Source organism: Betaproteobacteria bacterium, from assembly GCA_016720855.1.
Lineage (GTDB): Bacteria > Pseudomonadota > Gammaproteobacteria > Burkholderiales > Usitatibacteraceae > FEB-7.
Window position 1 is genome coordinate 750,666 of the sequence record JADKJU010000003.1, and the last position, 18,902, is coordinate 769,567.

Consider the following 18,902-nt stretch of genomic DNA (forward strand, 5'->3'; position numbering starts at 1 on the left):
GATTGCTGACAGCCACGGAGTCACAACAGGTCATGGCAGAGATCCACCGCTTGTTTTCGCGGGCTGGCTATTCGATTTCCGTGGGCGGTAATGCTTAGCCCGATGCACTGCGCTACCTTTGGTGTGTCACTGGGCATCGTCCTGGTCGCATTTGGGCTGCGCGCATCTGCTGCCACGCTTGAGGGCAAGGTGGTTGCAGTTGCTGACGGCGACACGCTGACCCTGCTCGACGACTCCAAGACGCAGCACCGTATACGGCTACAGGGCATTGATGCTCCGGAGAAGGGACAGCCATACGGGCAGCGGGCCAAAGAGAATATGTCCCGGCTAACCTTCGGCAAGCCCGCTCGCGCGGACTGTCACAAAAAGGACCGCTACGGCCGTCAGGTCTGCATCGTGTGGGTGCAGCCTCCAGATTGCCCAGCCTGCCAACTCACTCTCGACATCGGATACGCACAACTCACACGGGGTCTCGCATGGCACTACAAAACATACGCGCGTGAGCAGACGGCCGCTGACCGAGCAACATATGCCGACGCGGAAATTGAGGCCAGGAAGCAGAGGGCCGGGCTTTGGATGGATCCGAAGCCGGTGGCGCCGTGGGATTGGCGCGCTTCAGGTCGGACAAATCGTAGCATCGGCAACTTCAGCGGTCCGTAACCGACTTTTGTCTCGCGAAGATCACTGCGGATTGACCGGGGTGCCATGGCTGGCGATACTGGCCGATTGACCTTTGAGCTACCCGCCTTTCAATGTGCCCTACCTCTGTGCTACGCACTTCAACCGACCCCGCCGTTGGCGCCATTCTCGAGTCCAAGTTGGTTGGGGACATCACTGGCCAATTCTTTGTTGCCAGGTACCAGCGCGGTTATCGCTGGGGCAAGCTGGAGGTCAAGTGTCTACTCGACGATATCCTAAGTAGTAAGGGAAATCCGTACAGTCTGCAGCCGGTCGTCGTGAAGTGTCGTACCGAAGGCGAGTGGGAACTCGTTGACGGTCAACAGCGCCTCACTACGCTCTACCTTATCTTCCTCTACATGCAGCGAGAGGGGCTCCAAAAGACTGGCCCAACCTTCTCCATCACGTATGAAACCCGGCCAGGCAGTGAGACCTATTTGAAGGAACCGGATGCCGCCCTCAGCGGCACCAACATCGACTTCTTTCACCTTTACGCGGCTTATGACTGCATCCGGCAATGGTTTGAAAGCAAAGGCCACCGACTGCAGTTCGTGGCCAACGAGTTTTACGGATTCCTATTCAAGAGCGTGCGGGTCATCTGGTACGAAGCGCCGGTTGAACTGGACTCCACAACCCTCTTCACCCGTCTTAATGTTGGTCGCATTCCCCTCACCGACGCCGAGCTCGTCAAAGCGCTCCTGCTTTCGCGCAGTCGTGGTGCAGCCGAACGGACAGACCGTGCCCACGAGCTCGCTGCACAGTGGGACAGCATTGAGCGAGACCTGCGCGACCCCGATGTATGGGCTTTCGTGACGGACGCGAAGGCTGATGACAGCCCCACCCGTATCACGCTTCTTCTCGACACTCTTGCTGGCGGTCCCAGAGGGCGCGATCGGCCGCGCTTTCACACCTTCGATATGCTGCGGCAACAAATCGAAGAGCGCTCGCCACAAGCGGTGTGGAACGAGGTGGTCGATCTTCACGCGCTAGTACTAGGCTGGTTTGCGAACCGCGACATCTACCACAAGATCGGCTACCTCGTTGCGGTCGGCCATCGCTTCGAGGACCTCGTAATGCTCGCTGATCAGTGCGCTAAGAGCACGTTTGAGGCTCTGCTAGACGAGCGCGTGCGCAATAGCATTGATCTCAGCGCGTCTGGTGTCAGAGAGCTTACGTACGACACCGACGCCGGCTACGACAAATGCGCGCGCCTCCTGCTGCTGATGAACGTCGAGACTGTGCGTCGTATGGAGCATTCCACAGAGCGCTACTCCTTTCGGATGCGCGGCGCGAAGGAGTGGTCACTTGAGCACATTCACGCTCAGCATGCGGAGAGCCTGACCAAAGTGGAGCAGTGGAAGGAGTGGTTGCGGCTACACCGGGAGGCGCTCGTCACCCTCCCAGCGACCGATGAACAGCGGCGCGACGCGCTTATCGCCAGGATTGACGATGTGCGGGACGATATTGACCGTCCAGCCTTTCACGTTCTGGCAAGAGACGTAGCCGACATGTTTACGCTCGCAGATAGCGCGAGTGCTACGCCCCTGCACTCCGTGCATTCGATTACTAATCTTGCCCTCCTTTCGAGCGGTGATAACAGCGCCCTCGGTAATGCCGTGTTCGAGGTCAAGCGGCGGCGAATGTTGGAACTTGACCGAAAGGGTGCCTATATCCCGATCTGCACACGTCACGTGTTCCTCAAGTACTACACGAACACCGAGGCCCAGCAGATTCACTTCTGGAGCTCTCAAGATCGGGAGAGCTACCTCGAGGCAATGATCTCTCCGGCAAAGGGGGTGATCTACAAATACCTGAAGCCGGAAGAAAGTAAGCCATGAAGAGCTTCCTCAGCTCATACAACGGTCTCTTCATGCATCACTCGCCCGATGCACCCACTGTTGAGAAGATCGAGATTCCCCTCATACAGCGCGATTATGCGCAGGGCCGTCAGGGTGGAGTGGTCGAGCGCATCCGAGACAACTTCCTCAACGTCCTTCAGCGCGCGGTCTCCCATGGTGAGCACGTGACGCTCGATTTCGTCTATGGCGAGGTTAAGGAAGGTACGCTGCACCCACTGGACGGACAACAGCGGCTCACCACTCTTTTTCTGTTGCATTGGTACCTCGCGTATCGCGCAGATCGCCTGGACCAGGAGCAGGGGTGGAAGCAGTTTTCTTACGCGACCCGCGCGAGCGCGCGTCTATTCTGCGAACGCCTCGTGGAGCGCCAACCGCCGGCCGGAACCGAGCGACTCTCGTCGTGGATCGAAGACCAGCCATGGTATTTGTACACTTGGCGCCATGACCCGACGATACAGTCGATGCTTGTGATGCTCGACGCGATGCATCAACGCTTTCGCAACGATGATTGCCTCACGGCCTGGGAGCGCCTTGTCGATTCCAAGAGCCCAGCTATTTCCTTCCATCTGCTGCCGATGGAGGAGATGGGCCTTAGCGACGATCTCTACATCAAAATGAATTCGCGGGGGAAACCCCTATCCCCATTCGAAAACTTTAAGGCTCGCTTCGAACAAACGCTCGAGGAATCATGCCCCGACCGCGTTAAGGAGCTTGCCCTAAAGGTAGACGGCGCCTGGTCGGACATGCTCTGGCCCTTCCATGGCAATGATTTCATCGTCGACGACGAGTTTCTGCACTACTTCCACTTTGTGACCGAGATTTGCGAGTGGCGCAGAGGACGCCTTGCCGTCGGCGAGATTGCTCCTCTTGCCGAGCGCGTGTACGGGTCAACTAATCCCAAGGCTGCGGAACACCTCGACTTTCTATTTCAAGCCTTCGACACGTGGGTCGAGGCCGACACTGCTGCTGTATTCGGAGGTCTGTTTGTGGCCGCCCCGGCTTCCTCTGAATTGAGTGACCCCACCAAGACCGTGCTTTACGGCCAAGAAGGTAGTCGCCTCGAAATCAACCTCTTCTCCGCTTGTTGCCGTAGTTACGGCGAGATGCGCGGCAAGAGCCGTGTCTTTAGCTTGGCGCATACCTTGTTGCTTTACGCGGTGATCCTGCACCGCCTGCACGAGACTCCCGAATTCGCGCGGCGGCTGCGTGTTTTGCGCAACCTAGTGGAGGCTTCCAGCAACGAGCTACGTTTGGAAAGAATGCCCGCGCTCGTCGCAGACGTTGAACGCATCGTCGTAGGGGGAGCGCTCGAAGGGGTAACCTCGTTTAACCAGACGCAGGTTGCCGATGAACGCCTGAAGGCAGAATGGCTCGCGACGAATCAACAGCTTGCAGGTGCCTTGTTTCAGCTCGAGGACCACCCGATATTGCGCGGCTGCCTCGCGGCATTCGATCTCGATGCAACCTCTTTTGCACAGCGGGCGAGCGCCTTTCATCAGCTTTTCTCAGACCCCGGCTGCTGGTTGTCGCTCACGGGGGCACTGCTTGCTACGGGCGACTATTCCCGGCAGGTCACCACACGCATCTTTCAGCTCGGGTCATCTTCAAACCTCGTGCCCTGGCGCAGACTGTTGACTAACGTCGAGCGCTCCGACCTAAAGCTCACACGTGAGGTACTTGGGCGACTCCTCGATGAGGTAGCGAACGCCGGTGGTGACCTGCACGGCTGCCTCAGTGGGATGCAAGAGCGTTGGCTCAAGACATGCGAGGACAATCAAACCTTTGACTGGCGATACTACCTTGTGAAGTACGTCGCTATGCGCGAGGGAGGTTCAGGGATCTACATCGGCTGGAATGGTGCGCTGGGATACCTGGTCTGCATGCTCGACAAAATTCAGATGAACAGTTGGTACCGTGATCCTTATCTACAAGCGATCCATCGTGAAAGTGGCGTAAAGGGTGCTGTCGACGACCCGTGGTTCACCGGCTACGAGACACAGCCCCGATGGATGCGACTGGTAAAGACCGGCATTGAACTGCGGTGCGTTGAGGCCGGAATCGAACTGAAATGCACTGTCGCCAGCGACGCCTTCACGCGCATCTGTGAGAAGCATGGTGCTCAATGCATTGGCGACAAGACGTTGTTGCGAATTCCGCAAGTCGAGCGCGACGGTAAATCTGTCGATGCCAGTGACAGAGTTCAGTTGGGGGCAGCGCTTCTGCGTGACCTCGTTGAGGCCGCGCTGTAGCTTCAATGCGGGTTCGCGGCGGCTGCGTCGCAATTCCGAGTCTGCTCGGTAGATATTTGCACGCTATTCAGCGAAGAACTTGCCCTCGTTGCGCGTTCCAGCATGACGGGACGCCGTCTCGCAGCAACCCCAATAGCGTCACATTGCGCGGCAACTCGCCCCGCAGGGCTGTTTCCACGAGGTCCGGCGCCAGTATCGCGAGCCTCAAGTGGTCGCTGACGAACGTCTTGTGGAGTCCTTCGCGCCCCGCGATCTCGGCGGTATCAGCGACCACGCCGGTATCCAGGAGGTGTTGCCAGTAGATTCCCCGGCCGAGCGCCCGTAAGAGCGTGGTGTCGTAACTGGGCGGCAGTGACGGGCTCTGGCTGCGATCCGTAACGGGATCTTCAACGTTTGCGGGCGCGACTACGACCTTCCTGACGCCGCGTCGCTTGAATTGGAGGGGCACAAACGTGGTGATCTTGATCCCCCCGTTTTCCAAAGGATGGCGGCGTTCATGGGGCGCGCCGATCTGAAGCACTTTCTTCCGGTAGACAATCATCGCGCCTCCACCTCGAACATTTCGCTACCGATCGCATCGGGTGAAAGCTCGCCTGCCAACTCCTTCCAGCCGGTCTCCCGCCAGACAATATCGATGCCATCAGAGAGCAGGTTTACGCGCTCGATCAAGAGGTTCACAAGGCGTTCTTGCTCCTCCTCGAAGATCTGCTTCCACACGAGCCCGAGGCGTCGCATAGCAAGGACGACGGTCGGCTCCCCTATCTTCGGGTGTAGGTGCTTCACCTGCTCCCAGACGCACTGAACTGACTCGGGCGACTGCAAGGCAGCGATTACCTGGGCTACGACGACCTCTTCGATTTGCTCGGCCGGGATGAACCCGCTCGCACTGGCGCCGTTCCCGTAACGCCTGTCCTCCTTCGGAACGTAGTAGCGGTACTTCTTGCCGGCGGCATTGGTCGTGAACGTGACGTGGTATTTGTCGCCGCCAGGTCCGTAGAGAAGCCCTCGGAGGAGCGCCCCCGTTCGTCCGCGTATGGCTGTTTTGCCACCTCTTTCCTTGGAGTCCTCCGCATGGATCGCCTGGACGCGATCCCACAGTTCGCGCGTGATGATGGGCTCGTGTTGGCCGGCGTAGACGACGCCCTTATGTCGTATCTCCCCCACGTAGATCGGGTTTCTTAGAGCCTTGCCAAGATACTTCTTGTCCATGGGAGTCCCGACGTGGGCTCTACCCTCCGTCGATACCCAGGATTTCGTGGTGACGCCATCGTAGGCGAGTTCCCGACATAGGTCGGTCGCGGAGCGAGTTACCACAAACCTCTCAAACATTCGCCTAACGGTCGGCGCTTCCGCCTTGTTGATCACAAGGTGCCGATCTTTCACGTCATAGCCGAGCGGGGGGAAACCTCCCATCCACATCCCCTTGCGCTTGGATGCCGCGATCTTGTCGCGAATGCGCTCGCCCGTGACCTCGCGCTCGAACTGGGCGAAGGAAAGGAGAATGTTCAACATGAGACGCCCCATGGAGGATGTCGTGTTGAACTGCTGGGTGACGGAAACAAAGGACACCTTGTGCCGCTCGAAGACCTCGATCAGCCGGGCAAAGTCGGCGAGGCTTCGAGTCAGGCGGTCGATCTTGTAGACGACCACGATGTCGATCTGGTCGGCCATGATGTCGTCCATCAGGCGCTTGAGCGCTGGGCGCTCCATGTTGCCGCCCGAGTAGCCGCCATCGTCATAGTCATCACTCACCGGCAGCCACCCCTCCGTCCGCTGGCTCACGATGTAGGCTTGCCCCGCTTCACGCTGGGCGTCGAGCGAATTGAAGGTCTGGTCCAGTCGTTCGTCGGTGGACACGCGGGTGTAGACGGCGCAGCGCTTCCTGATCACGACGGCGTTCATTTGGCCCCCTTCTGATACTTCCCAAGGCCAAAGAACAGGGGACCCGACCAGGGCGTTCCGGTGATGTGGCGGGCGACGGCGGAGAGACTCTTGTATCGACGTCCCTCGTACTCGTAGAGGCCGTCGGCAAGTGCGAGGACGCGATGCTCGCGATCGCCGAAGTCGCGCAGGAGTACGGTGCCCGGCACGATGTGGATATCGGCGGGCCTGCGGAACTTGATCTTCGAGTTCGCCTCACCGATTTGCAGGTACTGCTTACGCACCTCGGGCTTTACGCCTCCGAACGCCTCCTCCTGGATCTTGTAGGCGACCCGCGCTTCGACGTAGTCCCGGTTGTGATGGCCCGGGCGACGCGGGAAGTACTGATCCCACAGCGCCCACAGTTCTTTCATGTCGAGGTTCGGCAGCGCCGCAACCTGGGCGGCCACCGACTTCTCCTGCGATTGCACCTTCATCATCGAACCCTTTCTTGAGACGGGGTTGTATGAAGGCGCTCGGGGGGCGAGAAGCCAAGCGAAATGTCGCTCTCGCGGGGAAGTGTCGCGTGCAGGCGCGCGATGACATCCACCAGGATCGAGGCGACCTCGCGGGCCCTGGCCTGCGGTGTCATCGCCTCCGATGGAATACGTTTGACGGTCATATTGGTATCCGTGAGGTTGTTCAAACCGTCACAAAGAATATGACCGCCCCAAGGGCAGAAAAGCGCGCGTTAGCGTCGATCAGCGATCGAGAGCAAAGAATCGCGCGGCCCCGCGAAAGCCGGCAATCAGCGGGTCGGGTACTGGCCGCTTTCGATGAAGCGATCGTACGTGTCGGAGATGGGCTCTTCGCCGTCCCGCGCCCAGCGCGGCTCGAACTTCGGAACGATGAGGAGGGAGAGCACTCGTTCCAGAGCGTCGGACGTGTGCTTCATTTCCCGGAGCATCTCGCCCGGTGGGGCGTTCTTGAACCAGCGGTTGGCTGGCACCAGCGCGCCCTCGGCGCATTGGCGCACCGAACTGTTGGCTGCCAGGGTATCGGGAAAGGGTTCAAGGGGGCCATTCCGGGGGCGCTTCAAGCCTCAGTCGCTGAAGCCTGGCCGGACGGCTGCGGGACCACCGCCGCATCATGCCGTTATCCCAGTAGACGAGGACCGCGGGTTGGTCCGTGATTTCCACCACGCGGATGCACATGGCTTCGAAGGACACTCCGTAGAACTTGGCCATCTCGCTTACGAGGTCGAAGGTGATCTCTCCGCTTTCGATCTCTTGGCGAACGAGGTTTGCGGGCATGAGGAGGTAGCTCGCGAATTGGTTCGCCTGCGCCTCGATGTTCTCTTCCCCGGTGTCCTTCTCGACGATCACGGCAGACCCGCAGCGAAACTCCGTCTGCCGCTGGCTGTGCAGCACGTAGTGACCCAACTCGTGGGCCTTGGTAAAGCGCTGCCGTTCGGGGGAGGCCGTCGCCTTAAAGCTTAGCCACCACTCCTGGGGGTTGGCGGGATTACGGGCCAGGCAGCCGTCGATGTCTTTCCAGTCAGCACCATGAATGCGGGTAATCGGATCGTCCCGCTGATACATGGTGTGAGCGGTGAGCGCCAGGTGGTCGACATCAATGGGAAAGCGCCCCTCGCCCAAGGGCTCGAGCCAGCGGGAGATCTTGTTGGCAGCCTTTGCGCCGGTGGTGTCCGGCGATTTCGGGGCGCCAGGGGTCACTCGCCCTTCTTTCCGTGGAACACCTCCATCATTTTCCGGAAGGTCTCGCGGTCAGCAGGCGTCATTCCCAGGTAGTTCCGGAAGAACGCGACGTCCTCGGGCTTGGTCTTGGCACCCGCGGCCTCGGACATCTCCTCGCCCATCAGGTCTTGCAGGGTGACACCGAGCGCTTTTGCAAGATTGCTCATGACAACGGCCGACGTGCGCTGCTCGCGTTGCTCAGGGTTGTTCTCCAGGGCCCAGATATAGCTCTTCGAGACACCAACCTCGTCGGCTAACTGCTCCATCGTCATTTTCCGTTCCTGCCGGAACCGTCGAAGTCGTTTGCCGAATGCTGCGCTGGCTGGTTGTGCCATGGGTTATCCACAAGGACCTGTTGATATCCTGTGGAAAATAGCACAACTGAGAACTTTTGGGATCACGGTAGTTGACCTGCGAACTTGCGCGGGTAGAATAGGCGCCAAGTTCACTATCGTTGTACCGGCATTTGCCGAGTGTGGGTGAGCGATGAACTGGTCAACCCGCTTGGCACGCGCCGGAAGATCCCATGGCAGGACTTGGGCGTGCGACCTGGCACAGAAACAGGGGCACACACTGATGATTTACAACCACCGGGCGTTTCTGCGCAATCTTCCTCTGGCGACGGACTTGATGCGCGAATTCCTCTCCGAGCACGTGTTTGACACCCAGGCCGTGGATTGGTCGGCTGAGGAGCCTACCTTGGCGGAAGCCCTCGCAGACGCCATCGAAAGCCACCCCGACACCTCGGTACGTGACGAACTCATTGCCGCCATCGAACAGGTGGCCCAATTGGCCGACGGCGCCGGCACCCGCCAGATGCTCACTGTCTGCAGCACCGACCCCAAGATCACGGCCGCCTTCGAAACGCTCGAGTCGCCCGAGGAGCGGGCCCTCTGGCTCTACGTGAATAGCCCCGCCAAGTTTAATGAGGCGGTGCTGGCGCGCCTCTTCGATGACGGGCTCACGCGCGGCTCCTCCCAACGCTGGACCCTCCCGCCCTTCCCCGCCCTGCAGTTAGACGAGACTGCCCAAAAGGCCGTCTCGAGTACGGTCGCTGCGTATTACCTCAAGAAGTTTGGCTACGGCCACCACCACAAGCCCTACGTCGTGACTCGCCACATCGAGGGGAGCATCCTCGTGGTCATCGACCTGTCGGATCACGCCTGCAACCGAGCGCGGTGGGAAAAGGGAGACCTGCGGCGCGGGCCACTGATTCTGTCCCGCACCTTGGTCCTCAATTACCAGCTGGCTACCGGCCGCACAGAGACGGTGGCACCTGGAGGCGCTGCCGCGCAGCAAACCCTTGTCGACGCGTTCGCCAAGCACGGCCTCAAGATCAAGGAGCAGGCCAAGCAGATTTTCCCGGCGCGCTACCAACTCGACTCGCTGCGAAACGGCGTGGATATCTTCGATCGCGAATCCCTCGGCATCGAGCAACCGCGTCTTAAGGCCATCTCCGTCTACCGTCCGGACGATGGCCTGTGTAGCGAATTCAAAATCCTGGGGCGCGAAAGCCGCGCCTCCGTGGAGACGCTCGTCAAGTCGTCCTATCCCACGGATAGGCCTCTCGATCGGAACTGGCCGATCGTGGGCGCCACGATCGAGTTGCCGTTCTACCCCGAGGCGAGCAAGGGAGGCGACAAGAAGAAGTCCCTGCGACTGCGATTTAACCGCAAGGGCCAGGCGAATCTGCACAAGTTCACCGAAGGTGAGCGCAAATTGATCGAGCCCCTCCTTGTCGAGTGGGGGTTGGTGCCCGCGCCTAAGGTCGCAAGCCCCGCGCCCGCGGAGCCCGTGCAGCAATGACGCCGGTGGCACCCCGCGCACTCACCCTCCTCGTCGATACCTTCGAGGGGGGTGGGAGTGTCATCGAGGATCTCCTGGACCCCGCCCACCACGATGCGTTCAGGGTCCTGAAGGACTGTGGGGCGCTCACCGCCGCCAAGGACGTCCCGGTCGTCCTGTGTCCCTGGTGCGGGGAGCAAGACATCGCCCCCCAACAAGCCGGCAAGGCGCTTCAAGGCCTGTGCCCGGATTGCGGCTTCGTGCCGATCACCAACGCCGCACTTCATGCCTGGGCCGCGGACCCCGATTGGCTACTCGCGCGGCTGCGCCAAGCGTTCGGAATTGCCGCGAGACAGGACTCGTCGGAACTCGTGCCGGGCACCCTGTGGAAGGTTGGCGACCACAAAGAGAATCGGCGTGCACGACGGATTGTGCTTGCCCGCCAGCTTGCCGAACCCGGGGTCCACAGATCCTCCCTGGCCGCTCTCAAGGACAGCATCGAGCGGGACAACGCCGTCATCATCGGGACGACGCCGCGATCCGCCGCCCGCATCGACGGGATCTCGTCACCCTACGTGCACCTCACCGAGATCGTCCATTTCCGAAGCAACAAGCTCGAGCTCGATGAAGCCCGCTGGGAGTGGTGCCTCAAACCCGCCCACCTACGCACGCACGAGGCGAGCCCCGTATTCCACGAGAACTTTCGCGTAGCCGTGATCGAGGGCGACGCGTGCGAGTTCAGCGCCAAGCAGGCAGCCATCTTCGGCTACCTCTACGCGGCCAAAGGCAGGAAGTGTCACAAGGACTCGATCATGGGCGAGGTCGATTCCGCACAGAAGAATCCAGTTGAGCTCTTTCGGCACAACACCCGCCAGTTCGAGGCCTTCAGCAAGGTGGTCGAATGGGATGACTACGGCTTCTACGCCTTGAAGCGCTTCTAGTCGCCCCCCGCCTCCGATGTCCCCGGTGCCCCGCTCTGTGCGGGGCATCGTCGTTTGAGGGGTTCGCAGCCGCAATCTGCAGATTTCCCGCCGCTTTTCCCACCGGATTTCCCGAAGGTGGGTTTCAGTATTCGGGTCACCGATCAACCACCCGAAAGGACATCCCGGTGACCTGCAAGACACCCCTCGCGCCGTCGAACATCGACAACAGGCGCTTCCTCACCCAGCGCGAACTCGCTGACCGGTGGGGCCTCTCCCCCAAGACGCTCGCTCGCTGGCGCTGCATCGGTTGGGGACCGCACTTCGCGAAACATTCGAAGAAGGTCACCTACCCGCTCGACGGCGAAGGCGGCGTCCTCGATTGGGAACAACGCACCCTTTACCGCTCGACCTCCGAGCGGGTCTACGCCTGAAGGAGCGCCCATGAACGACCTCTTGATCATCCCTACGGACCTGCCCGAACTGTCGGTCGCCCAGATTGCCCGGCTGCCGCACGAACAGCTCCAGGAACTCGACCACTCCCTCACCGCACTCGCGGCCTGGACCAAGCAGTTCCGCGATCGCATGACCACCGCACTCGAACAGCGCTATGGCGAGACGGCGCGCACTGCCCTCGTGGAGTCGGGACGTGACTTCGGCGTCACGCACTTCGCTGACGGCCCGCTTCGCATCTCCTATGAGCTGCCCAAGCGCGTCACCTGGGACCAGAAGCGCCTGTCTGACATCGCCGAGCGCATCTCCGCGTCCGGCGAGCGCGTCGAGGATTACATCGACGTCGAGCTCTCGGTCTCGGAATCCCGCTTCAACGGCTGGCCCCCGGTCCTCAAGGAACAGTTCGCTCAAGCCCGCACCGTCAAGGCCGGGAAGGCGAAGTTCGTCCTCGAACTTGATAAGGAGGACGCGTAATGGCGCTTCCTATCATTTCGGCTGAAGAGCGCCTGCGCGAGAAGCACAGCGCCAAGATCGGTCTCGTGGGCCCTCCCGGGGTCGGCAAGACCTCGCAACTCAAGACTCTGCCGCCCGAACAGACTCTCTTCGTCGACCTCGAAGCGGGGGATCTCGCGGTAAAGGACTGGCCCGGCGACACGGTGCGGCCCCGCACCTGGGGGGAGTTCCGCGATCTGGCGGTTTTCCTGGCCGGGCCCCTGCCCACTGCGACCGCCGACCAGGCGTTCTCCGAGGCGCACTACCAGCACGTCTGCAATACCTACGGCGATCCCTCGCAGCTCGCGAAGTACGACTTCTATTTCGTGGACTCGCTCACCGTCCTCTCGCGCCTGTGCTTTGCCTGGTGCAAGGCCCAGCCGCAGGCCTATTCGGAAAAGAACGGCAAACCCGACACCCGCGGAGCGTACGGACTTCTCGCCCAGGAAATGATCACCGCGCTGACCCACCTGCAGCACGTCCGCGACAAGCACGTGATCTATGTGGCGATCCTGGAAGAGAAGACCGACGACTACAACCGCCGCTACCACCAGCTGCAGTTGGAGGGCAGCAAGACGGCTCTCGAGCTTCCCGGCGTACTGGACGAAGTCATCACGCTCGCGGTCTTGAAGGCCGACGACGGCACGCCCTACCGGGGCTTCGTCACGAGCGCTGTCAACGCCTTCGGTTACCCCAGCAAGGACCGCAGTGGCCGACTCGATGCGATCGAGGAGCCCCACCTCGGAAAGCTGATCCGCAAGTGCCTGGGCGAGGTGACGTCGTGACCGAGGACGAGTTCGTCACCTTCGAGAAATCCGCCCGCGCCACGGTGCGCCGGATTTCCGCTGAGAACACGTGGCTACGGCACAGCCTTCTGCAACTCAAGACTCGGGTCGCCGCGATGGCAGAGCAGTTGACCGTCCTTGAGAAGCGAGCGCGGTCGCTCAAGAAGTTGCTCGGCGCCCCGACCCCCACCCCGACATCCAAGACAGCAAGGAGCAAACGATGAACACCAACGCATGGCAAGACTTCAACGACGCCGAACAGCAACAGGGCTTTGACCTGATCCCGAAGGGGAGTCTCGTGCGCGTGCGCATGACCATCAAGCCGGGCGGACACGATGACCCCGCCCAAGGTTGGACGGGCGGCTACGCGACCGAGAGCTTCGACACGGGCGCGGTGTACCTCGCCTGCGAGTTTGTGGTCCTCGAGGGCCCGTTCGCAAAACGCAAGATGTGGTCGAACATCGGCCTTCACTCCCGCAAGGGCCCGACCTGGGGGCAGATGGGCCGCAGCATGATCCGCGCAATCCTCAACTCCGCGCGGAACATCCATCCGCAGGACAACGCTCCCGCGGCCGCCACTGCCCGTCGCATCCAGGGTTTTCACGAACTCGATGGCATCGAGTTCCTCGCCCGCGTCGATGTCGAGAAGGATGCCAAGGGCCTGGATCGCAACGTCGTGAAGCTCGCGATCGAGCCCGACCACAAGGACTACGCCGCCCTCATGGGGTCCGCCCCCCGCGTGTCCGCGCAGGCACCGGCCTCCCCGCCGCCGTACACCGCCCCGGCGGCCGCCAGCCACCAGGCGCCCCCTCGCCCGGCCCCCGCCACCAACAAACCCGCGTGGGCGCAGTAAGCCATGGCGACCAAGAAGAAGTCCTACCCCGTTTGTTTCAACTCGAAGCGCCAGTACGAGGTTTGGGAGGAAGGAGCAGGGGACAGCAATCCTGGCGACAGCCGCTACTGCACTGACTGCACCGTCGCGTATCAGCGGCAAATGATCGCTCAACACCGGTGCGCGCACCCCTGCACATCGTTCTATCTCGACAAGGATGGCTTCCTCGAAGGTCGCCGGCGCGTGGAGGACCGCGTGCGGCTGAAGGAGGCTGCGTGAAATGCTGGGTCTGCCAACGCGAAGCCCGGGGGCTTGGCCACACCGACACCCGTCACGGTGTGGCCGATCCTCGGCGCTACCCGATCGACTGGGTGTTTTGCTCGCCCCGGTGCCAGAACGCCTTTCACGCGATGTACGGCAACTGGGTGCGGGCAAAGGACAGCGCGGCCATCGACATCAAGGGGGTCGAGATGATTGATCCCTCTGATGTCGAACTCGTCGCGATGCGCTCCTGCCTCAAGTCCTTTGGCGAGGCCGCGAGTGAAATCGGCTTCGACAAGCCCCTGGGGGCCTACACCGAGGCCGAGGCTCTGCAAGTGATCGACGCCATCGTCTCCCACTACACGGAGGCGATGGTCGAGCACCACGAGACCACCAAGTTCCCGCCGGTACGGGGACTGCCGGCCACACCGGACCCCCTCACCGGGCCATTTGCGGATCTCAAAGACGATCTGCCGTGGGAGACGAAGCCATGATCGACTTCAACTCCTCCTCGAGCATCTCCGGGCAGGTGATGGCCCTCGTGGATGCGGGTCTCCAAGAAGCTCGCGCTCGCGAAACCGTGCGGCAATACCTCGGCGCATCGCGCCTGGGTGCGGCTTGCGAACGCGCGCTGCAGTACGAGTACGCAAAAGCGCCGGTCGATTACGGCCGCGAGACTTCCGGTCGGATGCTTCGCATCTTCGAGCGCGGTCACGTGATGGAGGACTGCATGGTCACGTGGCTCCGGGGAGCAGGGTTCGATCTTCGCACCCGCAAGGCGAACGGAGAGCAATTCGGCTTCACCGCCGCCAATGGCCGCCTACAGGGGCATGTCGACGGTGTGATCGTCGGCGGCCCCGAGGGCTTTGCGTACCCCGCACTTTGGGAGAACAAGTGCCTGGGCGCCAAGTCCTGGCGCGACCTCGAAAAGAATCGCCTCGCGGTCGCAAAACCGGTCTACGCCGCACAGGTGGCGCTCTATCAGGCGTACCTCGAACTGCACGAGAACCCGGCGTTCTTCACCGCCATCAACGCCGACACGATGGAGATCTACACCGAGCTCGTCGCCTTTGACGGCGCTCTCGCCCAACGCATGTCCGACCGGGCAGCGAAGGTGATCACGGCGACCGAGGCAGGGGAATTGCTGCCGCGCAGCTTCACCGACCAGACCCACTTCGAATGCCGGATGTGCGCCTGGCAGGACCGCTGCTGGAGAACTCAACCATGAAACATCACCTTTCCGTACCAGGCCCTGTCGAGCCCATGGTGGACGCCCGCCATGCCGCCCGGGCGCTGAACCTCCCCTTTCACTACTTCCTAAAGCCAGCCAGTCGGAGGCTTCACAAGATTCCGCACTACCGGATTGGCCGAACGATTCGGTTTCGGCTCTCCGAACTTCAGGTGTGGTCGACGCGCTTTCGCCAACGACCGAAGAGAGCGGGGGCGAAATGATCGACTTCAACGACGTGCGCGATGCGCCCGAATCCTCGAAGGAGGCGACGCGAGACGAGATTCGCGCGGAGTTGCTTTCGCGGCTCGAGTCCGTGCTTTTCACGATCTTCCCCGCGGGCAAGAAGCGCAAGGGCAAGTTCCTGATCGGAGACGTCCTCGGGAGCCCCGGCGATAGCCTCGAGGTCGTCCTCGAAGCCGAGAAGGCCGGGCTCTGGACCGATCGCGCGACCGGCCAGGGGGGCGACATTTTCGACCTCATCGCGTTACGGATACCGGTAAATGCGACAACCGACTTCGAGCGGGTGCTCGAGGAAGCCGCCTCTATCCTCGGCCGCGCGCTCTCGACGTCCCCCAAGAAGGCGAAGCCGAAAGTGGCGACTGATGAGCTCGGACCGGCGACCGCCAAGTGGGACTACCTCGATGCGAATGGCAGCCTCATCGCCGTCGTCTCTCGCTACGACCCGCCCGGAGGGAAGAAGGAGTTCCGTCCCTGGGACGCACGGCGCCGCAAGATGTCCCCACCCGAGCCTCGGCCTCTCTACAACCAGCCCGGGATCGCGGCCGCGAGCAACGTCGTGCTGGTGGAAGGCGAGAAGTGCGCTGGAGTCCTTGATCGCTCACGGTGTGGCCGCCACCACCGCCATGCATGGCGCCAAGGCCCCGGTCGAGAAGACCGACTGGTCGCCGCTTACCGGAAAGTCGGTCCTCATCTGGCCGGACCGCGACAAACCCGGCTGGGAGTACGCCATGGCGGCGGGGCAGGCGGCGCTCGCGGCAGGTGCTCTTTCGTGCGACGTCCTCCTCCCCCCGGACGACAAGCCCGAAGGGTGGGATGCGGCTGACGCCTTGGCCGAGGGATTCGATGTCGCGGGCTTCCTCGGCGCCGGCCCCCGGATGTGCATCAAGCCCAGCACCGGACTCCCCGCCCAGGACGCAACGGTGTGGGCGACCGACGATGCCTTGGCCCTTGCCTTCACCGCGCGCTACGCCGAGGACTGGCGCTACTGCGCCGCCTGGGGCAAGTGGCTCGTCTGGACCGGGACGCACTGGAAGGCCGATGAAACGCTCCTGGTCCATCACCTAATCCGGTCGGTCTGCCGGGAGGCCGCCGTGAAGGTCGACTCGCACCGACTGGCCGCCAAGCTCCTCGCGAGCAGCACGGTGGGCGGCGTCGACCGCCTCGCCCGCACCGACCGGCGGCACGCCTCCACGTCGGAGGAGTGGGATGCCGATCTCTTTGCACTCAACACCCCGGGCGGCGTGGTCAATCTCAAGACCGGCCGACTCCGCCCTCACGAAAGGACTGATCGCATGACGAAAATCGCAACGGCGACACCGCGGGGCTCGTGCCCCCGGTGGCACGCGTTCCTGAACGACGTGACCGGCGGAGACACAGAACTGCAGGCCTATCTGCAGCGCGTGGTCGGCTACACCCTCACCGGGGCCACGACTGCCCACGCCCTCTTCTTCCTGTACGGCACCGGGGCCAACGGGAAGTCGGTCTTCGTAAACACCCTGTCCACCATCCTCGGGGACTACGCCACCAGCGCTCCCATGGACACGTTCATGGAAGCCCGAGGCGACCGGCACCCCACCGATCTGGCCGGACTTCGGGGCGCCCGCTTCGTCTCCTCGATTGAGACCGAACAGGGCCGGCGCTGGAACGAGTCCAAGCTCAAGGCCATCACCGGAGGCGACAAGATCTCGGCGCGCTTCATGCGCCAGGACTTCTTCGAGTACCCGCCTCAGTTCAAGTTGCTGATCGCCGGCAATCACAAGCCCTCGATCCGCAATGTGGACGAGGCCATGAAGCGTCGGCTTCACCTGATCCCGTTCACGGTCACCATCCCGCCCGACAAGCGCGACGGCGCCCTCACCGAAAAGCTTCTCGCCGAACGCGACGGGATTCTCGCCTGGGCCGTCGAAGGCTGCCTTCAGTGGCAGCAGGTGGGCCTCAAGCCCCCGGAGTCCGTGGTGTCCGCGACCGAGGAGTACTTCGACGAGGAGGACGCCATCGGAGACTTCCTGGAAGAGGAAGGCCAGCGCCATGAGCAGGCTCGCGTGGCCGTGGGCGAGGTCTTCCAACGCTGGCAAGAGTGGGCCGGCAAACGCGGCGAATACGTGGGCACCAGCCGCTGGCTCGCCCAGCAGCTCGCCAACCGGGGGTTCACGCGGACTCGGCTGCATGCCGGCGTGAAGGCGCTCGCTGGACTCTCCCTCAAGCCCAAGGACTACGGCACGCGTCTGCCGTACCGCGACGACTGACCGTGGTGACCGAAGGTGACCTGTCTGCGGATTACTTCTTACGCCTGCGCGCGCACGCACGTAAAGAGACTCATACGTCACGCCGGCCACCTTCGGTCACCCAACCCGAACGGAAGGACCACACAACCATGAACACAACGATCCTCGCCCTCGACCTGGGCACCCACACCGGTTGGGCGCTGTACCACCGGGACGGCACCGTCACGAGCGGCACCGAGCACTTCAAGCCGGGTCGCTTTGAGGGCGGCGGCATGCGGTTCCTGCGCTTCAAGCGCTGGCTCACCGAACTCCTCGCGGCGAGCGGCGCCCTCAACGCCGTGTACTTCGAGGAAGTCCGGCGACACGCCGGCGTCGACGCAGCCCACGTCTACGGCGGGCTCATGGCCCACCTCACCGCGTGGTGTGAGCACCACAACATCCCCTACCAGGGAGTGCCGGTCGGGACGATCAAGAAGCACGCCACCGGCAAAGGCAACGCCGCCAAGGAGGAAATGCTCGCCGCCGCCTCCCGCCGAGGCTACGCGCCCATCGACGACAACGAAGCCGACGCCCTCGCCCTCCTTCACTGGGCGATCGAGACGCAGGAGGGCTGAGATGCGCATTCCGGAGCAACGCTACCGCTGCCCCCTGGGGCAACTCCAGGGTGAAGCCCGCATGGACCCTGAGGCCATCAAGCGCGAGGGCTGGCGAGACCAACGCATCCTCGTGGTAAGCGACGCGGACGATCGCCTGGACTTTGTCGAGCGTGAGTTCGTTCGTCGAATTGGGGAACGGCTCTACGGAACGAAGGAGGGCCGCCATGGCTGACTGGGACAAGGCAACCGTCGACGCAAGGCTTGTGGAGGCGGTACGCACGGCACGACGACTGCCGCCCGCACGCGTGCGTGGCCACTTCAACGCATGGCCCGAGATCATCCGGGAGGAATGGGAGACCTATGGGGTAGACGAACCAGATCGTCGGCCCATGCCGCCATCGCCAGAGGCCATTGATCGGATGCTCGAGACCACGCGCTGGATGCAGTGGCTGGAGGTGGAGCAGCGTCACCTCGTGTGGATGCGGGCGAAGCGCTACGGCTGGCGAGACATCTCCATCCGCTTTGCCTGCAACCGCTCGACCGCGTGGCGGCACTGGCAGCGCGCACTGCAGCAGTTGGCCGATCACCTCAACCAGCGCTTAGTCACGCGGTAGCAATTTGGCGCAATTGGGCAATGATCCGCGTGCATGAGCAATTGCGAGCGACGATGTGCGCACTT

The 18,902-nt window shown here is 62.2% G+C and carries 22 protein-coding genes and 2 pseudogenes; 17 read left to right on the top strand and 7 right to left on the bottom strand.

Annotated elements, in window-relative coordinates:
• The first annotated feature begins 102 nt into the window (after positions 1-102).
• The 3 genes from IPP91_17345 (at position 103) to IPP91_17355 (ending at position 4,786) form a co-directional block, all read left to right on the top strand.
• Complete coding sequence (locus tag IPP91_17345; GenBank protein ID MBL0143816.1) at positions 103-660, top strand: thermonuclease family protein; 558 nt, start codon at positions 103-105, stop codon at positions 658-660.
• A 92-nt stretch (positions 661-752) separates the two neighbouring features.
• Complete coding sequence (locus IPP91_17350) at positions 753-2,516, top strand: DUF262 domain-containing protein (protein MBL0143817.1); 1,764 nt, start codon at positions 753-755, stop codon at positions 2,514-2,516.
• Positions 2,513-4,786, top strand: coding sequence for a DUF262 domain-containing protein (locus IPP91_17355; GenBank protein ID MBL0143818.1), 2,274 nt, complete (start codon positions 2,513-2,515; stop codon positions 4,784-4,786). The genes IPP91_17350 and IPP91_17355 overlap by 4 nt, the downstream gene beginning before the upstream one ends.
• Before the next feature lie 67 nt (positions 4,787-4,853).
• Here the strand turns inward: IPP91_17355 and IPP91_17360 are convergent, their stop codons facing one another.
• From IPP91_17360 to IPP91_17390, 7 genes are all read right to left on the bottom strand, one after another.
• Positions 4,854-5,267, bottom strand: a complete 414-nt coding sequence (locus tag IPP91_17360) for a hypothetical protein (GenBank protein MBL0143819.1) — start codon at positions 5,265-5,267, stop codon at positions 4,854-4,856.
• Between the two features lie 56 nt (positions 5,268-5,323).
• Positions 5,324-6,688 carry a recombinase family protein gene (locus tag IPP91_17365; GenBank protein ID MBL0143820.1) on the bottom strand — a complete coding sequence of 455 codons (1,365 nt, stop codon included), beginning with the start codon at positions 6,686-6,688 and terminating at the stop codon, positions 5,324-5,326.
• The gene (locus IPP91_17370) at positions 6,685-7,137 is read right to left on the bottom strand and encodes a DUF2924 domain-containing protein (GenBank protein ID MBL0143821.1); all 453 of its coding nucleotides are present in this window, start codon (positions 7,135-7,137) and stop codon (positions 6,685-6,687) included. Before IPP91_17370 ends, IPP91_17365 begins: the two co-directional genes overlap by 4 nt.
• Positions 7,138-7,142: 5 nt before the next feature.
• The gene (locus IPP91_17375) at positions 7,143-7,328 is read right to left on the bottom strand and encodes a hypothetical protein (GenBank protein ID MBL0143822.1); all 186 of its coding nucleotides are present in this window, start codon (positions 7,326-7,328) and stop codon (positions 7,143-7,145) included.
• Positions 7,329-7,454: 126 nt separating this feature from the next.
• The gene (locus IPP91_17380) at positions 7,455-7,655 is read right to left on the bottom strand and encodes a hypothetical protein (protein MBL0143823.1); all 201 of its coding nucleotides are present in this window, start codon (positions 7,653-7,655) and stop codon (positions 7,455-7,457) included.
• A gap of 61 nt (positions 7,656-7,716) precedes the next feature.
• A complete protein-coding gene (locus IPP91_17385) occupies positions 7,717-8,382 on the bottom strand; it encodes an ImmA/IrrE family metallo-endopeptidase (protein ID MBL0143824.1) in 666 nt (221 codons plus the stop codon).
• Positions 8,379-8,675: a helix-turn-helix transcriptional regulator gene (locus IPP91_17390; protein ID MBL0143825.1), complete on the bottom strand. Its 297-nt coding sequence runs from the start codon at positions 8,673-8,675 to the stop codon at positions 8,379-8,381. Before IPP91_17390 ends, IPP91_17385 begins: the two co-directional genes overlap by 4 nt.
• A 304-nt stretch (positions 8,676-8,979) precedes the next feature.
• Here IPP91_17390 and IPP91_17395 point away from each other — a divergent pair, with 304 nt between their 5' ends.
• The 14 genes and pseudogenes from IPP91_17395 (at position 8,980) to IPP91_17460 (ending at position 18,837) form a co-directional block, all read left to right on the top strand.
• On the top strand, positions 8,980-10,209 hold the full coding sequence (locus IPP91_17395; GenBank protein MBL0143826.1) for a hypothetical protein: 1,230 nt from the start codon (positions 8,980-8,982) through the stop codon (positions 10,207-10,209).
• Positions 10,210-10,214: 5 nt separating this feature from the next.
• A complete protein-coding gene (locus tag IPP91_17400; GenBank protein ID MBL0143827.1) occupies positions 10,215-11,129 on the top strand; it encodes a hypothetical protein in 915 nt (304 codons plus the stop codon).
• 209 nt (positions 11,130-11,338) lie between these two features.
• Positions 11,339-11,542, top strand: a pseudogene (locus IPP91_17405) (hypothetical protein).
• A 10-nt stretch (positions 11,543-11,552) separates the two neighbouring features.
• Positions 11,553-12,035, top strand: a complete 483-nt coding sequence (locus tag IPP91_17410; GenBank protein ID MBL0143828.1) for a hypothetical protein — start codon at positions 11,553-11,555, stop codon at positions 12,033-12,035.
• A complete protein-coding gene (locus IPP91_17415) occupies positions 12,035-12,838 on the top strand; it encodes an ATP-binding protein (GenBank protein MBL0143829.1) in 804 nt (267 codons plus the stop codon). The genes IPP91_17410 and IPP91_17415 overlap by 1 nt, the downstream gene beginning before the upstream one ends.
• A complete protein-coding gene (locus IPP91_17420; GenBank protein ID MBL0143830.1) occupies positions 12,835-13,062 on the top strand; it encodes a hypothetical protein in 228 nt (75 codons plus the stop codon). Before IPP91_17415 ends, IPP91_17420 begins: the two co-directional genes overlap by 4 nt.
• On the top strand, positions 13,059-13,691 hold the full coding sequence (locus IPP91_17425; protein MBL0143831.1) for a hypothetical protein: 633 nt from the start codon (positions 13,059-13,061) through the stop codon (positions 13,689-13,691). The genes IPP91_17420 and IPP91_17425 overlap by 4 nt, the downstream gene beginning before the upstream one ends.
• A gap of 3 nt (positions 13,692-13,694) precedes the next feature.
• Positions 13,695-13,949, top strand: a complete 255-nt coding sequence (locus IPP91_17430) for a hypothetical protein (protein MBL0143832.1) — start codon at positions 13,695-13,697, stop codon at positions 13,947-13,949.
• Positions 13,946-14,425, top strand: a complete 480-nt coding sequence (locus IPP91_17435) for a hypothetical protein (protein MBL0143833.1) — start codon at positions 13,946-13,948, stop codon at positions 14,423-14,425. The genes IPP91_17430 and IPP91_17435 overlap by 4 nt, the downstream gene beginning before the upstream one ends.
• Positions 14,422-15,159: a hypothetical protein gene (locus IPP91_17440; protein ID MBL0143834.1), complete on the top strand. Its 738-nt coding sequence runs from the start codon at positions 14,422-14,424 to the stop codon at positions 15,157-15,159. Before IPP91_17435 ends, IPP91_17440 begins: the two co-directional genes overlap by 4 nt.
• Before the next feature lie 220 nt (positions 15,160-15,379).
• Positions 15,380-17,648 (top strand): annotated as a pseudogene (locus IPP91_17445) (hypothetical protein).
• 128 nt (positions 17,649-17,776) lie between these two features.
• Positions 17,777-18,241 carry a hypothetical protein gene (locus tag IPP91_17450; GenBank protein MBL0143835.1) on the top strand — a complete coding sequence of 155 codons (465 nt, stop codon included), beginning with the start codon at positions 17,777-17,779 and terminating at the stop codon, positions 18,239-18,241.
• A gap of 1 nt (position 18,242) precedes the next feature.
• On the top strand, positions 18,243-18,455 hold the full coding sequence (locus IPP91_17455) for a hypothetical protein (protein MBL0143836.1): 213 nt from the start codon (positions 18,243-18,245) through the stop codon (positions 18,453-18,455).
• The gene (locus tag IPP91_17460; protein MBL0143837.1) at positions 18,448-18,837 is read left to right on the top strand and encodes a helix-turn-helix domain-containing protein; all 390 of its coding nucleotides are present in this window, start codon (positions 18,448-18,450) and stop codon (positions 18,835-18,837) included. Before IPP91_17455 ends, IPP91_17460 begins: the two co-directional genes overlap by 8 nt.
• The last annotated feature ends 65 nt before the right edge of the window (positions 18,838-18,902 follow it).